A 13508-nucleotide genomic window follows, 5' to 3' on the forward strand; every position below is an offset into this window, starting at 1 on the left:
CCTTAACCTGTTCAACGGGGTGGTCAGGTGATTCAACCCCGGCACGCGGGGCCGGTGACCCGGCTGCGCGGGTGCCCCACGGCCGGGGGCCGGGGGGGGGGCTCCCCCCCCGCCGGCCACCGGTCTCGTCCGCTCCGGAGCGGACCGGGATCAGCCGGTGTGGGCGCTGTGGTCGGCCCCGATCTCCATGTCGCCGCCGAGCGTGGGGCGCAGCGCCGTGATCACGCTCCGGGTGCCGGTCGAGACCGCCCACTTGCGGCCGACCAGGTAGAAACCGCCGTAGTCCTGGGCCGAGTTGATCCACTCGCGCTGGCCGCGGTCGGTGGCGAAGGTCGCGAGGATGAACTTGCCGTTGGAGCGCTTGCAGACGGCCTGGCGGACCTCGTCGGTGTCCAGCTGTATGTCGGGCCGGCACTTCACCGCCGCGGCGAGGCTCTCCAGCGTGCCGGTGGCGGCGGACGGCACCGCGGCGGTCGGGTCGCTCTCTCCGGCTCCGCAGCCGGCCAGCACCAGCATGGCCGCGGTGCTCGCCGCGGCGAGCATCGGTCGGGTCGTCCTCATCTGTTCCTCCGGTCCTTCCGGCCCCGGCGAGGGGCCCGTCACCATCGATACGGGCGCGGGGTACGGCACGCTCAAAAAGCCGTCGTGCCGGGTGCACACCTGTGCGAAGGTGGGCCCGTGAACCAAGACTGGGAAGATCGCGTGACGGCCGCCTGGGCCTCCTTCGACGACTACGCCGAGCAGGACGCGCCCGATTTCCGGGCCGTGATCGACGCGCTCGTCGCCGAACTGCCGGACGGCAGCCCCCTGGGCCTCTTCGAGCGGGCCTGCGCCTGGGACTCGACGGGCCGTTCGGACCAGGCGGTGCCGCTGTACCAGGAGGCGCTGGCGCGCGGACTGAGCGAGGCCAGCGGGTACAAGGGGCGGCGCGCGAAGATCCAGCTGTCGAGTTCGCTGCGCAACATCGGGCGGGCCGAGGAGGGCGTCAAACTGCTGACACCCGAACTGGACGCCCCCTCGGACGAGTTGGACGACGCGGTACGGGGCTGCCTGGCACTGTGCCTGTCCAGTCTCGGCCGGGACCGCGAGGGCCTCTCCCTCGTACTCGGCGCCCTGGCCCCTCATCTGCCGCGCTACCAGCGGTCGATGGCGAACTACGCGCGGGCCCTGGTGGAACCCGGGGGGTGACTCGCCCGGGCGGCGGTGACCATCGCACGATTCGCTCGTTCTGCTGAACGTGCAGTCACAGGATGTCGCCCCGCGCCCCGCACCTTCCTCCGCCGATCCGGTCGTCGACGTCGAGCAGGCCGAGGCCGCGCTCGTCGAGCACTACCCGCGGCTGGTCCGGCTCGCCTATCTGGTGCTGCCGCCGGGCCTCGGCCGCAACCGGCGCGTGGTGACCGCACACTCCCTCACCCAGCGCGCCCTGCCCCGGGGCCGGACGACGGCCCCCGTGATCCCGGCGCAGTCGGCCGGCCGCGACGGCGATCCCGGGTACGCCTTCGTACGCCGGCAGGTGCTGCGCACGGCGCTGGAGGCGGGCCTGCCGCTGCGGCGCGCGGCCTGGCCCAGGCGCTCCCAGCTGCCGCCGCTGCTCCCCCAGGTGTGGGGCCTGCGCCTGTTCCCGCGCTCGGGCGGCGCCGACGAACTGGCCCTGGACCAGCACCTGTCGACCCTGTCCGGGCCGGCCCGCGCCGCCTACGTCCTGCGCGGTCTGGAGCGGCTCGCCGACGCCGACGTGCGCACGGTGCTGCGCGCCGCGGGCTGCCCCGACCCGGACGCGGCGCTGCGGGAGGCCGACGGCGTCCCCGAGCGGTACGCGCTGCTGGAGTCCTCCGAGTTCGACCCCTGCTCGCTGCAGGCGCGGCCCACCGACCTGATGCGGCGCAGGCAGCACGCCAAGGCCGCGCTGGCCGCCGCCGCGGCGCTCACGGTGTGCGGCGCGCTGCTCGGCCTGCCCGGCGACGGCTGGGCCCCCGACGGCGCCGCCGCCCCCGTGTACGCCAAGAACCCGGCCGCCGAGGCGGCCCTCGACCCGGCGAAGCTGACCAGGGTCGCGCCCACCGCCTGGGAGGCCGCCGCACGCACGGACTTCTCCGTCTGGCCGGCCCGCGGCGACCTCACCGGCGACAAGGCCCTGCTGCGCCGCGCCCTGGCCGTGTGGGCCCGCCCCGGCGAGAACGTGCGGGTCTCCGCGACCCCGGGCACCCCGTCCGGCGGCCCCTCGGGTCCGCCCCAGCTGCTGTACGCGGGCAGCGTCGACAGCGCCCGCGTGGTGGTCCTCTACGACGGCCTGCGCATCGTGCGCTACGCCGAGCCGCAGGACGGCACCAAGGGCGCGGCCCTCGACTTCGCGCGCGCCGACGGCGCCGGCCGGGCGGACGCGAGCGCGCTGGTGCTGGACCGGGCCGACGGCAACATCCGCTATCTGACAGCGCCCTGGGTGACCAAGGCCGCCGAGCGCGACCTGCTCAAGCCGGGCGCCGGCGTGATGGACCTGCCCCTCACCCGCGGTGTCACCGCCCCGCTGGCGAACGCGGCGGCGCCGACCGGCGGCTGCACGTCCTGGAACGTGATGCAGCTGACGGACGCCACCGGCACCCGCCTGTCGACGGACCTCGGCGAGCTCGTCCCCGCCCGGCTGACCACGGGACGCCCCGGCGCCACCCACGACGTCTCCGGCGCGCGGGCGCTGCGCACCTGGGCGCCGTACGCCTGTTCGCTGGGCGCGCTGCGCTCGGCGGGGGTGCGCAGCGTCAACGCCTGGTCGTACGCCGAGCAGCCGCTGCCGGACGCGAGCGGTTCGGCGGACTGGGTGTGCACGCGGGCGGAGACCTGGCGGGGCGGCGGCACCCGGGTGCTGGCGCAGTTCCACACACCGGGCGGCAGGTACGCGGCGATCGCGGCGAAGGCGGAGAACGTCCCGGCGTGCGGCCCGAAGAGCCCGCAGGTGCTCGCCGGGGTGCTGTGGAAGGCGGAGTCGGGCCACTGGTACCTGCTCGCGGCCGGGAGCAGGGGGACGGCGTCGATCAGCACGACGGGCGGGGTCCGGGCGCACGCGAGCGGCGGTCTGCTGGCCGCACGGGCCGAGCAGGGGGTCCGCGCCCAGCTCAAGGGCACCACGGACGACGGACAGTCGGTCACAGGGCTCGGCTAGTGTCGTGGCCGCGGCGCTAGCTGACACTTGTGTCAACAAGTACCGGCCGAAGGGTTTCCTTCGGACTTACCCGTCAGTACATTGACGCCATGTCTCATACGCAGGTCCACCTCAAGGCACGGAAGGTGTCCTTCTCATGGGAGAAGACACCGCTGCACTGGGTGCCGGGGGATCCGTTCACCACGCACACCATCAACGTGCTGCATCTGCTGCTGCCCGCCGGTGAGCGGTGGTTCGTGCACGTCTACAAGCAGGTGCTGCCGCTGATCCGGGACGAGCGGCTGCGCGAGGACGTCATCGGGTTCATCGGGCAGGAGGCGATGCACTCGCAGGCCCACGACGAGGTGCTGCCCCATCTGAAGGAGCAGGGTCTCGATCCGACGCCGTACACCGCGCAGGTCGACTGGCTCTTCGAGAAGCTGCTCGGCGACCGGACTCCCCCACTGCTGAACGCGTGGGTGGTACCCCCATCGCCCGGCCGGGCGCGCAGGTGGTGGCTGCTGGAGCGGGTCGCGCTGATCGCGGCGATCGAGCACTACACCGCGTTCCTCGGCGACTGGGTGCTGAACGCCGAGGAGCTGGACCGGCGGGGCGCCGACCCGACCATGCTGGACCTGCTGCGCTGGCACGGTGCCGAGGAGGTCGAGCACCGGTCCGTGGCCTTCGACCTGTTCGAGCACGTCGACGGCGGCTACCGGCGGCGGGTGCGCACCTGGGCCACCGCCTTCGCGGCGCTGGTCTTCCTGTGGCAGCGCGGGGCGCGCTTCTTCATGGCGAACGACCCGACGCTGACCGACCGGAAGGCGAGCCTCAAGGACTTCTACGTCCGCGGCAGGCGGGGCACCCTGCCGGCCACCGGCGACATGCTCAGGTCGATCCCGCGGTATCTGAGCCACTCCTACCACCCGTCCCAGGAGGGCTCGACCGAGCAGGCCGTCGCCTATCTCGCCTCCTCCCCCGCCGCGACGGCGGCCGAGCGGGGGGCGGCGTGATGCCCAGGCTGCGGACGGTCGCGGCCGCCGCGGGCGCCGCCGTGCTGGTCCGGCGGGCGATGCGGCGCCGTATCCGGCGCTCGCCGCTGTGGCCGATGCCGGCCCTGGAGCAGCCGGTCTCCGGACGGCCCCGGTCACGGGCGCTCAGGCTGCGGGTCGCCGCGCACGAGACCGTCGCCGACGGCGTCGTCCGACTGCGGCTGGAGGGAGCAGGCCTGCCGCGCTGGGAGCCCGGCGCCCATCTCGACCTGGTGCTGCCGTCGGGCCTGGTCCGGCAGTACTCGCTGTGCGGCGACCCGGCGGACACCACCTCGTACACCATTGCCACGCGGCTGATCGGGGACGGGCGCGGCGGCTCGCGCGAGGTGCACGAGCAGGTGCGCGCGGGCATGGAGATCGAGGTGCGCGGGCCGCGGAACCGCTTCCCGCTCGTCGAGGCGTCCTCGTACGTCTTCGTCGTCGGCGGCATCGGGATCACCCCGGTGCTGCCGATGCTGCGGGCGCTCGGGCAGGACACGCCGTGGCGGCTGCTGTACGGCGGGCGGACGCGGGCGTCGATGCCGTTCCTGGAGGAGCTGGCGAAGCTGGGCGGCGACCGGGTGACCGTGGTCGCCGAGGACGAGGACGGTTCGCCCGATCTGGACGGCCTGCTGGACGGTCTCCCCGAGGGCGCCGCCGTGTACTGCTGCGGGCCCGAAGGGCTCCTCGCGGCCGTCGCCGAGCGCGTCCCGTCGGTCCGTGTCGAGCGCTTCGGCCCCCGCGCCCCGGGGGACGGCAACAGCGCCTTCGAGGTCGAACTACGGCGCAGCGGGCGGACGTTGGCCGTCGCGGCCGACTCGACCGTGCTGGCCGCCGTGCGCGCCGAGCTGCCGGGCACCGCCTACTCCTGCGAGCAGGGCTTCTGCGGGACGTGCCAACAGCGGGTGCTGGAGGGTGAGGTGGAGCACCGGGACGAGCTGCTGACGGACGCCGAGCGCGCCGACTCGATGCTGATCTGTGTCTCCCGCGCACGAGGCGGTCGTCTGGTGCTGGACATGTGAGCACCCGGTGGTCGGTCCGGACCGTTCCCGGCCGGATCCGATCGGTAAGGTGTTCGCATGACTACCGGAGTGCGCCGCAGAATGGGAGTCGAGGAGCGGCGGCAGCAGTTGATCGGCGTCGCCCTCGAACTGTTCAGCCAACGCTCTCCCGACGACGTCTCGATCGACGAGATAGCGTCCGCCGCGGGCATCTCGCGTCCCTTGGTCTACCACTACTTCCCCGGCAAACTCAGCCTGTACGAGGCCGCGTTGAGGCGTGCCGCGCTGGATCTGGCGGGCCGGTTCGACGAGCCCCGCGACGGTCCGCTGGGCCGGCGGCTGCGCCGGGTGATGCACCGCTTCTTCGACTTCGTCGACGAGCACGGACCCGGCTTCTCGGCGCTGATGCGCGGCGGCCCGGCCGTCGGCTCCTCGACGACCAACGCCCTCATCGACTCCGTACGGCAGGCCGCGTATGACCAGATCCTTTCGCACCTGGGGGTCGAGGATCCGCCCGCGCGACTGGAACTGGTCGTACGCTCCTGGATCTCGCTGGCCGAGTCGACCGCGCTGATCTGGCTGGACGGCCGGCGCATCCCGCGCGCCGAGCTGGAGACCCAGCTGGTGCACGACTTCGCCGCGCTGGCCGCCGTGAGCGCCGCCCACGACGAGGAGATGGCCGGGCTGCTGCGCCGGATCCTCAAGGACGAGCCGGCCGACGGCCCCTTCACGGACCTGATCGCCCGGCTGATCTCACTGGCGTCCTGAGCGGGGTCCCTGAAACCTCTGCAGAAACGTCTCAGCGGTCGAACTTGCGGTACGACGGGTCCAGGTCACGCACCTCGGCCGAGGCGTGCAGCACGACCCCCTCGTCCGCGACGTGCTTGCGCAGCAGGTCCAGAACGGCCTCGGTCAGCCGCGCCTTGGTCTCCTCGGTGCGCCCGGCCAGCAGCCCCAGGGTGACGTGGACGACCGCGTGGCGCAACTCGGCGGGGTCCTCGTAGCCGTACACGGTGAACTCGCCCGGCCGGAACTGCGTCTTGCACGCCTCCGGCCTGGCCGCGGCGATCTCGACCGTCGCCTCGTGCAGGGCGCGGGCGAAGGCGTCCCGGTCGAAGGCGGGCGCGATCGTACGCGAGTAGTCGACGGTGATCTGCGGCATGGGCACTCCTGTTCTACGACGACAGGGCCACCCTAGTGCCGCGCCGCGCGGTCCTTCAGCTGCACCGCGAGCATCGCGATGTCGTCCTCGCGGTCGTGGCCGAAGCAGCCCAGCAGCGTGTCGCACAGGGCGTCCAGCCCCGGCAGGGAGCCGACGGCCGCCGAGCGGAGCTGCTCCATGGAGACGGACAGGTCGGTGCCGCGGGTCTCGATCAGCCCGTCCGTGACCATGAGCAGCCGGTCGGCCGGTCCCAGGGTCAGCTCGGCGGGCTCCGGGTGGGGCAGACCGAGGCCGAGCAGCGGGCCGTCGGCCTCGGCGTACGCCGCCTCGCCGCTGCGCCGCAGGATCAGCGGCGGCAGGTGGCCGGCGTTGGCGATCCGGGCGCGGCCGCTCGCCGGGTCGATCAGCGCCAGGCACACGGTGGCGGTGACCTCGGGGTGGTAGTGCTGGAGCATCCGGTCCAGGCGCGCGGCGAGCAGCGCCGGTTCGCTCTCCTCGACGCAGTACGCGCGCAGGGCGTGCCGGATCTCGACCATGACGGTGGCGGCGTCCAGCGAGTGCCCCACGACGTCGCCGACCGCGGTGAGCACGCCCTGGCCGGTGCGCTGGGCCGCGTAGAAGTCGCCGCCGATCTCGGTCTCCCGGGAGGCGGGCACATAGCGGACCGCGACCTCCAGGCCGGGCAGCTCGGAGAGCCGGTGCGGCCGGGGCAGGAAGCTGTGCTGGAGGGTGAGCGCGACGTGCCGCTCGACCTGGTACATGAGCAGCGGCTCGGCGGCCAGCGCGGTGGCCTGCGCGAGCTGCGCCACCAGGGCCTCGTCCCCGTGGTTCGGCCGGCGCCTGCCACCGGTGGGCGTGGCCAGGCACACCGGGGCCCTGCCGTCCTGGGTGAGGACCAGCGCCAGCCGCGCGTCGTGCTGGACACGGGGCCGGAAGAACCCGGCCGGCCACAACGGCGCGGGGACCGTGGTGAGCTGCACCCCGGCGTGCCCGCGGCTGAGCCGGCGCAGCAGACCGGCCACGGTCCGGTGGGCGCCCTCGTCCGGCAGGGCCAGTGAGGTGCGGTCGCGGGAGACGCCGCGGTAGAGCTCGTCGTCCGGGCCGAGGACGAAGACGGCGGCGGGGCCGCCGGTCAGCAGCGCGGTGCCGTCGGCGGCGGCGTCGGCCAGTTCCTGCAGGGAGCGCGCCGACTGGATGGTGATGATCACCTGCGACAGCAGTGTCAGCCGCCGTACCAGCGCCTTGTCGTCGGCGCGCAGCCGCGCGGTGCGGAGCGCGGTCCGCACCACCGCCTCGATCTCCTCGGGCTCGGCGGGCACCGTCAGATAGGTCTCGGCGCCCGCGTCCAGCCCCCGGCAGCGGTCGGCCGGTGCCACCGCGGCGGCGGAGAAGTGCACGACGGGGAGGCTCGCCATGCGGGGCCGTTCCTTGACCCGGCGGCAGAGTTCGAAGCCGCTCATGTCCGGCAGGTCGACGTCGACCAGGGCCACGTCGGGCAGGATGCCCTTGCGCAGCCGTACGTCGAGCTCGACGAGCGCCTCCTGGCCGCTGGCGACGGGGACGACCTGGTGTCCGGCGCGGCGCAGTACCGTGCCCATGGCGTACCGGCTGGCCGCCATGTCGTCCACGACCAGCACGGTCGTGTCTGTCAGCTTGCCGTCGACGTCCATCTCTCGAGCCCTTGGACAACACCGGTGGGGCAGACCGGGGTTCGGGGTCTGCCCCACCAACGTAAGGCCCTCGTCAGGGATTCCGGGAGAATACGGCAACAGTGCGCCCCGGAACGGCGAAGGTGCCTGATTTCTGATCATAAGCGGACGTCTTCACGACAGAATCGGCCCCGGCCGCCTGCACCGGGTGCAGCCGGTAGCCGGTTCCGGCCAGCGACGCCACGCGCTGCTCCTGCTCGTCCGGCGTCGCGTTGAACACGACGACCAGGTCGCCGAGCTCCATCGTGATCACGCCGGGTGTCTCGTCCTTCCCGGACAGCGGGAAGGACAGCCCGGACTGGACCTGCCCGGCCGTGCCGAGCGAGAACGCCTTCTCCGTGGAGCGGATCCTCAGCAGGTCCCGGTACGCGGACGAGGCGCCCTCGATCTGCGGGCAGCCGACCCGCACCGAGGTCAACAGCGGCTTGGCGTACGGCCACTTGGACTCGTTGTCGGCCGCCATCGGCAGTCCGCGCCCGAAGCCGTTGCCGTCGGCGCAGTTCCAGTGGATGGCGTTGAACCAGTCGCCGCTGTCGAAGGAGTTGCGGTCCAGGGACTTCGACCGCAGCAGGTCGGAGCCCGCCTGCGAGAGGGACGGGCCCTGCGAGAGGGTCGCCGTCGCCATCGCGAGGACCTGCATCCGGGCCCGGTCGGCCGCGGACGTGCCCTTCGGCAGCTTGTAGGTGAGGGCGTCGAACAGGGACTCGTTGTCGTGCGCGTCCGCGTAGGCGACGGCGTCGCCGGGCGCGTCCGCGTAGCCGGCCGGCTGGCCGTTGTAGTCGACCTCGGCCCCGGTGACCTCCTTGCCGTCGGTGTCGGTGAAGCGGTACCTGGCGAGGTTGCCGGTCAGTCCGACCTTGATCAGGTCCTGGTAGTGCAGCAGTCGGGCCTTCTGCTCGGCCGTCGTGCCGTTGGCGGACGAGGAGTTGGGGTCGGTGTAGAGACCGGAGGCGAAGCCCTGGACGCCGGGGTCGGAGTCGAAGGGGCTGCCGCCGCGCACGGCGTCCCGGGCCCGGTCGGAGAAGGTCGCGACCCCGGTGCCGGCCATGTTCTTCTGGGTGGCCTGCACGAAGCGGGCGTCGTCGGCGACCTCGCCGAAGTTCCAGCCCTCGCCGTACATGATGATCTTCTTGCCGTCGACGCCGTCCTTCGCGGGGGTCAGCGCGTCGAGGGCCTTGCGGACCGCGAGGATGTTGGCCTTCGGCTGGTGTCCCATCAGGTCGAAGCGGAAGCCGTCGACCTTGTACTGCCTGGCCCAGGTGACGACCGAGTCGACGACCAGTTTGCCCATCATGGCGTTCTCGGTGGCGGTGTTGGCGCAGCAGGTGCTGTTCGCCACCGAGCCGTCGGCGAGGAGCCGCTGGTAGTAGCCGGGCACGACCTTGTCCAGGACGCTGGTGTCCGCCTGGCCGGCCGCCGCCGTGTGGTTGTAGACGACGTCCATGACGACCCGCAGACCGTCCTGGTTGAGCGACTGGACCATCTTGCGGAACTGGACCGTGCGGCCCGTGCCGTCCGGGTCGGTCGCGTACGAGCCTTCCGGGACCGTGTAGTGGAACGGGTCGTAGCCCCAGTTGTAGGCGTCCTTCGCCGCGCTCCTGGCGACGCACTCCTGCTGCTTGCCGGAGTCGGCCGGGTAGGAGGCGAGGTCGCAGTCGGGGCTCGTCTGGTCCGCCTTCCTCTCGGGGATGGTGGCGAGGTCGAAGGCGGGCAGCAGATGCACGTACGACGTCCCGGACTTCGCCAGCTCACGCAGGTGCCTGGAGCCGTCGCTGCCCCGGTCGGTGAAGGCGAGGTAGGTGCCCCGGTCGCGGGCGGGCACCGTCTTGTCCTCGACCGAGAAGTCGCGGATGTGCAGTTCCTGGATCTCGGCGTCCTTCAGCGGCACCGCCTTGGGCTTGGCCAGGGACGACCAGCCCTTCGGTGCGAGGGAGCGGTCGTGCAGGTCGACGACGAGGCTGCGCTCGGAATCCGCCGTCAGGGCGAGCGAGTAGGGGTCGGTGACCTTGTTGGTGACGATCTTCCGGACGGAGGGCGCCCACACCTTCACGACGTACCGGTAGGGCTTGTTCTTCCAGGACGCGGGCCCGGTGACCGACCAGACGCCGGTGGTGCCGTCGCGCCGCATCCTCTTCCGTGAGCCGTCGAGTTCCAGTGAGACGCTCTGCGCGGTCGGTGCCCAGACGGAGAGCGTGGGGCGGCCCTTGTGGAACGTGGGCCCCAGCGTCGACTTGGTCGCGCTCGCGTACACGTCGTCGAGCACGCCGGCGATCTGCACGCCCGTCGCCGCCAGCACGGCGCCGTTGGCGGCGCGCTGCGAGGCGACGATCTGGCCGTCGAGCGCCTCGCGCACCCGGTCGCGGTCGCGCGGGTCGACGGAGTAGGCCGGGTAGTCCTTCAGGTAGGGGAACCTGGCCTTCTGGGCGTCGGTGAGCGTGGTCCTCGTCAGCCGCAGCCAGCGCTCGTCGTCGCTGGTCAGCGCGCCGTCCTTGACGGCGATCGAGCCGTCGTGGGAGTACAGCAGCTGGGTGGAGACGGCGGCGTCGGAGCCCTTCCAGGCGACCGTGTCCCGGTCGATCCAGACCGCCTTGGAGGTGGTCAGGTCGAGCGCGGCCGAGGAGCCCGCGGGCTGCGGCAGCAGGTACTTCTCCTGGCCGTTCAGCAGCCACACCTCGTAGCCGTTGGCCTTGAGGTCCAGCGACTGGTCGGCGGGGAGGTCCTTCTCGTCGCCCTTGTGGATGATGTAGCTGAGGCCGGTGGCACCGTCGGTGAGCGGTACCTCGAAGACCGCGCCGTAGGCGTCGGTCCGCACCGGCTTCAGCGGGGTCGACCAGTCCGTCGGGTTCGCGGCGCCGGTCCACACGTGCAGTCCCCAGCCGTCGTAGTTCCCGTCGGCACGGTGGTAGTGGATGACCGCCTTGGTCTTGTCCTGCGCCGGGTAGTCGGGCCGCGTCGTCTGCACGGCCTCCTTGCCCTGCTCGATCCAGACCTCGCCGGTCCTGGTGACGTCGATGGTGCGGTCGGCGGAGACGTCCTTGTTGCCGTCCTTGTCGACGACCAGGAAGCCGACGCCGGAGGCACCGGGCTTCAGCTTGACGTAGGCGAAGGCGCCGTAGGCGTCCCGGCCGACGAAGGGGTGGCCGGCCGGCCAGGTGGTCGACTCGCCGTCGGCGAGGTCGCCCCAGGCGTACAGGCCCCACTGGTCGTAGTCGCCGTCGGTGCGCCGGTAGTGGACGATCGCGTAGTCGCGGGAGGAGGCGGTGGGCGTCTCGGGAGCCGGCGGGGTGCCGGTCGTCGAGGCGGCCGTGGCACTCGCGGTGTGCCCGGCCGAGTCGACCACGACCGCCTTGTAGCGCAGGGCGGTCCCGGCCGGCACGTCCTTGCCGAGGGTCTGCGTGACCTTGTACGGGGCGTGGTCGGCGGAACCCAGCGTCTTCCAGGCACCGTTGCCGACCTGGGCGGCGAGGACGACGCGGTTGAGGCCGCCCCCGTCGACGTCCGCGGACACCTCGACCGTGCCGGTGGCTCCCGCGGCGGGGGCCGTGAGGGTGAGGGTCGGGGCCGTCGACGGCTTCGCGGGCCTGCCGGCCGCCTTGAGCACGACGGCGGACTCCGCCGGGACGGTGACGGTGATCTTCTTGTCGGCGCCGGACGTCACCGTGTCCGAAGTGCCGTGGATTCCGCGGTACTTCATGTCCGCCGAGCCGGCCGCGAAGGTGGCCTGCTTCGCCTCGCCGGCGTTGTTGAAGGCGACGACGTACTCCTGGCCGGTCTGCGCGTCGGTGCGGCTGAACGCGTAGACACCGGGGCCGTCGGCCGCGTACCGCTGTGTCTGCACGCCGTCCGTCAGCGCGGGGTTGTGCGTGCGCAGCCTGCTGAGCGCGGCGATCTGCCGGTACAGCGGCGCACCCGTGTCGTACGCGTCGCTCGCGTGGGTGCGGTCGGTGCCGATCTCGTCGTCGTCGAGGTAGTCGGCGGCCTTGGAGGCGAACATCGTCTGGCGGGCGTCCTTGTCGCCGCCGGAACCGGTGAAGCCCTGCTCGTCGCCGTAGTAGACGACCGGGTTGCCGCGGCTGAGGAACATCAGCTCGTTGGCGAGCTCGTCCTTCTTCAGCAGCTCGGCGTCGGTGGCCTTGGGGTTGTCCTGGTTCAGGAAGTACCCGATGCGGCCCATGTCGTGGTTGCCGAGGAAGGTGACCTGCTCGTAGGCGTTGGCCTTGTCGGTCGTGTACTTGTAGTCGTCGCCGAAGACGGACGCGAGCTTCTGCGCGCTGCCGCCCTGGGAGGCGTAGGTGCGCGCGGCGTCCTGGAAGGGGAAGTCGAGGGTGGCGTCGAGCCGGCCCTGGGTGACGAACGGCGAGGTGACGGAGGTGTCGGCGGAGTAGACCTCGCCGAACATGAAGAAGTTCCTGCGGCCGTGCGCGGCGGCGTACTTGTCCAGCGCCGTCGCCCACTGCGTCCAGAACTCCATGTCCACGTGCTTCACGGTGTCGATCCGGAAGCCGTCGATGCCGAAGTCGCGCACCCAGCGCTCGTAGATCCTCTCCATGCCGCGGACGACCTCGGGACGCTCGGTCCACAGGTCGTCCAGGCCGGAGAAGTCCCCGTACGTGGTCGACTCGCCGGTGTAGGTCGAGTCACCGCGGTTGTGGTACATCGTCGGGTCGTTGAGCCAGGACGGGACCTTGACGGCGCTCGTGACCACCGGGGTGCGCGGGAAGGAGTCCCGGGTGACGGCCGGGAACCTCTTCGTGCCGTCGGCGTAGTCGCTGTCGTCGAACGGCCTGCCGTCCTTCGTCAGATACGGGAACGCGCCCTTGGAGAGGTAGTCGTAGGACTTCTCCTTGTAGTCGACGACGTCCGCCGTGTGGTTGGTGATGACGTCGAAGAAGACCTTCATGCCCTTGGCGTGCGCCTTGGAGATGAGGGTGGCGAGGTCCTTGTTGGTGCCGAAGTGCGGGTCGACCTGGGTGAAGTCGGTGATCCAGTAACCGTGGTAGCCGGCCGAGGCGTTGCTGCCCGTGCCCTGCACCGGACGGTTCTTGAAGATGGGGGCCATCCAGATGGCGGTGGTGCCCAGGCCCTTGATGTAGTCGAGCTTCCCGGTCAGGCCCTTGAGGTCACCGCCCTGGTAGAAGCCCTTGTCGGTGGGGTCGTAGCCGGTGCTGAGCCGCGAACCCGTCAGGCCGCCCCTGTCGTTGGACGTGTCGCCGTTGGCGAACCGGTCCGGCATCACGAAGTAGAACTGCTCGCGGGTGTCGTCGTGCCGGGCGGGCGCGGCGGCGAGCTTCGCGTCGGAGGGTGGCGGGGGCGGAGCGTCCGCGTGCGCCGCGAGCGGCTGGACGAGGGCGGCGGCGAGCGCGGCGACGGTGACGGCCGCGACCCGTCTGGCATGGGCGGTGCGGCGCCGCGTGGGCGCCGGCCATCTCGGTATCACAGGCGGGAACTCCTTGCGATTACGGCTCAGTG

Annotated in this window: 9 protein-coding genes; 5 read left to right on the forward strand and 4 right to left on the reverse strand. The window is 72.1% G+C overall.

The annotated features are described in order from the left end of the window. Positions 1 to 150: 150 nt before the first annotated feature. Positions 151 to 561 carry a hypothetical protein gene (locus ACIRPX_RS13160; protein ID WP_404192564.1) on the reverse strand — a complete coding sequence of 137 codons (411 nt, stop codon included), beginning with the start codon at positions 559 to 561 and terminating at the stop codon, positions 151 to 153. 99 nt (positions 562 to 660) lie between these two features. Between ACIRPX_RS13160 and ACIRPX_RS13165 the strand changes: the two genes are divergently transcribed. The 5 genes from ACIRPX_RS13165 to ACIRPX_RS13185 all read left to right on the forward strand — a co-directional run bounded on the left by ACIRPX_RS13165 (position 661) and on the right by ACIRPX_RS13185 (position 5936). Further along, positions 661 to 1188, forward strand: a complete 528-nt coding sequence (locus ACIRPX_RS13165) for a tetratricopeptide repeat protein (RefSeq protein ID WP_404192889.1) — start codon at positions 661 to 663, stop codon at positions 1186 to 1188. A 49-nt stretch (positions 1189 to 1237) separates the two neighbouring features. Further along, on the forward strand, positions 1238 to 3157 hold the full coding sequence (locus tag ACIRPX_RS13170; protein WP_404192567.1) for a hypothetical protein: 1920 nt from the start codon (positions 1238 to 1240) through the stop codon (positions 3155 to 3157). An 89-nt stretch (positions 3158 to 3246) separates the two neighbouring features. Beyond that, positions 3247 to 4149: a metal-dependent hydrolase gene (locus tag ACIRPX_RS13175; protein ID WP_404192570.1), complete on the forward strand. Its 903-nt coding sequence runs from the start codon at positions 3247 to 3249 to the stop codon at positions 4147 to 4149. Then, positions 4149 to 5189: a PDR/VanB family oxidoreductase gene (locus ACIRPX_RS13180; RefSeq protein WP_404192573.1), complete on the forward strand. Its 1041-nt coding sequence runs from the start codon at positions 4149 to 4151 to the stop codon at positions 5187 to 5189. The genes ACIRPX_RS13175 and ACIRPX_RS13180 overlap by 1 nt, the downstream gene beginning before the upstream one ends. 57 nt (positions 5190 to 5246) lie before the next feature. Beyond that, on the forward strand, positions 5247 to 5936 hold the full coding sequence (locus tag ACIRPX_RS13185) for a TetR/AcrR family transcriptional regulator (protein WP_404192576.1): 690 nt from the start codon (positions 5247 to 5249) through the stop codon (positions 5934 to 5936). A gap of 31 nt (positions 5937 to 5967) precedes the next feature. Here the strand turns inward: ACIRPX_RS13185 and ACIRPX_RS13190 are convergent, their stop codons facing one another. The 3 genes from ACIRPX_RS13190 to pulA all read right to left on the reverse strand — a co-directional run bounded on the left by ACIRPX_RS13190 (position 5968) and on the right by pulA (position 13476). Next, on the reverse strand, positions 5968 to 6330 hold the full coding sequence (locus ACIRPX_RS13190; protein WP_404192580.1) for a 5-carboxymethyl-2-hydroxymuconate Delta-isomerase: 363 nt from the start codon (positions 6328 to 6330) through the stop codon (positions 5968 to 5970). Between the two features lie 32 nt (positions 6331 to 6362). Continuing rightward, positions 6363 to 8000 (reverse strand): SpoIIE family protein phosphatase, encoded by a 1638-nt coding sequence (locus ACIRPX_RS13195; protein WP_404192583.1) that lies wholly within the window; start codon positions 7998 to 8000, stop codon positions 6363 to 6365. 73 nt (positions 8001 to 8073) lie between these two features. Continuing rightward, the gene (pulA, locus tag ACIRPX_RS13200; protein WP_404192586.1) at positions 8074 to 13476 is read right to left on the reverse strand and encodes a pullulanase-type alpha-1,6-glucosidase; all 5403 of its coding nucleotides are present in this window, start codon (positions 13474 to 13476) and stop codon (positions 8074 to 8076) included. Between the last annotated feature and the right edge of the window lie 32 nt (positions 13477 to 13508).

The organism is Streptomyces sp. NPDC101225, assembly GCF_044767585.1.
Taxonomy (GTDB): domain Bacteria; phylum Actinomycetota; class Actinomycetes; order Streptomycetales; family Streptomycetaceae; genus Streptomyces.

Bases quoted from the DNA above. Each gene is read 5' to 3' on its own strand.
- ACIRPX_RS13195 (WP_404192583.1), bottom strand. From the start codon at position 8,000: ATGGACGTCGACGGCAAGCTGACAGACACGACCGTGCTGGTCGTGGAC.
- ACIRPX_RS13175 (WP_404192570.1), top strand. From the start codon at position 3,247: ATGTCTCATACGCAGGTCCACCTCAAGGCACGGAAGGTGTCCTTCTCA.
- ACIRPX_RS13190 (WP_404192580.1), bottom strand. From the start codon at position 6,330: ATGCCGCAGATCACCGTCGACTACTCGCGTACGATCGCGCCCGCCTTC.
- ACIRPX_RS13185 (WP_404192576.1), top strand. From the start codon at position 5,247: ATGACTACCGGAGTGCGCCGCAGAATGGGAGTCGAGGAGCGGCGGCAG.
- ACIRPX_RS13160 (WP_404192564.1), bottom strand. From the start codon at position 561: ATGAGGACGACCCGACCGATGCTCGCCGCGGCGAGCACCGCGGCCATG.
- ACIRPX_RS13180 (WP_404192573.1), top strand. From the start codon at position 4,149: ATGCCCAGGCTGCGGACGGTCGCGGCCGCCGCGGGCGCCGCCGTGCTG.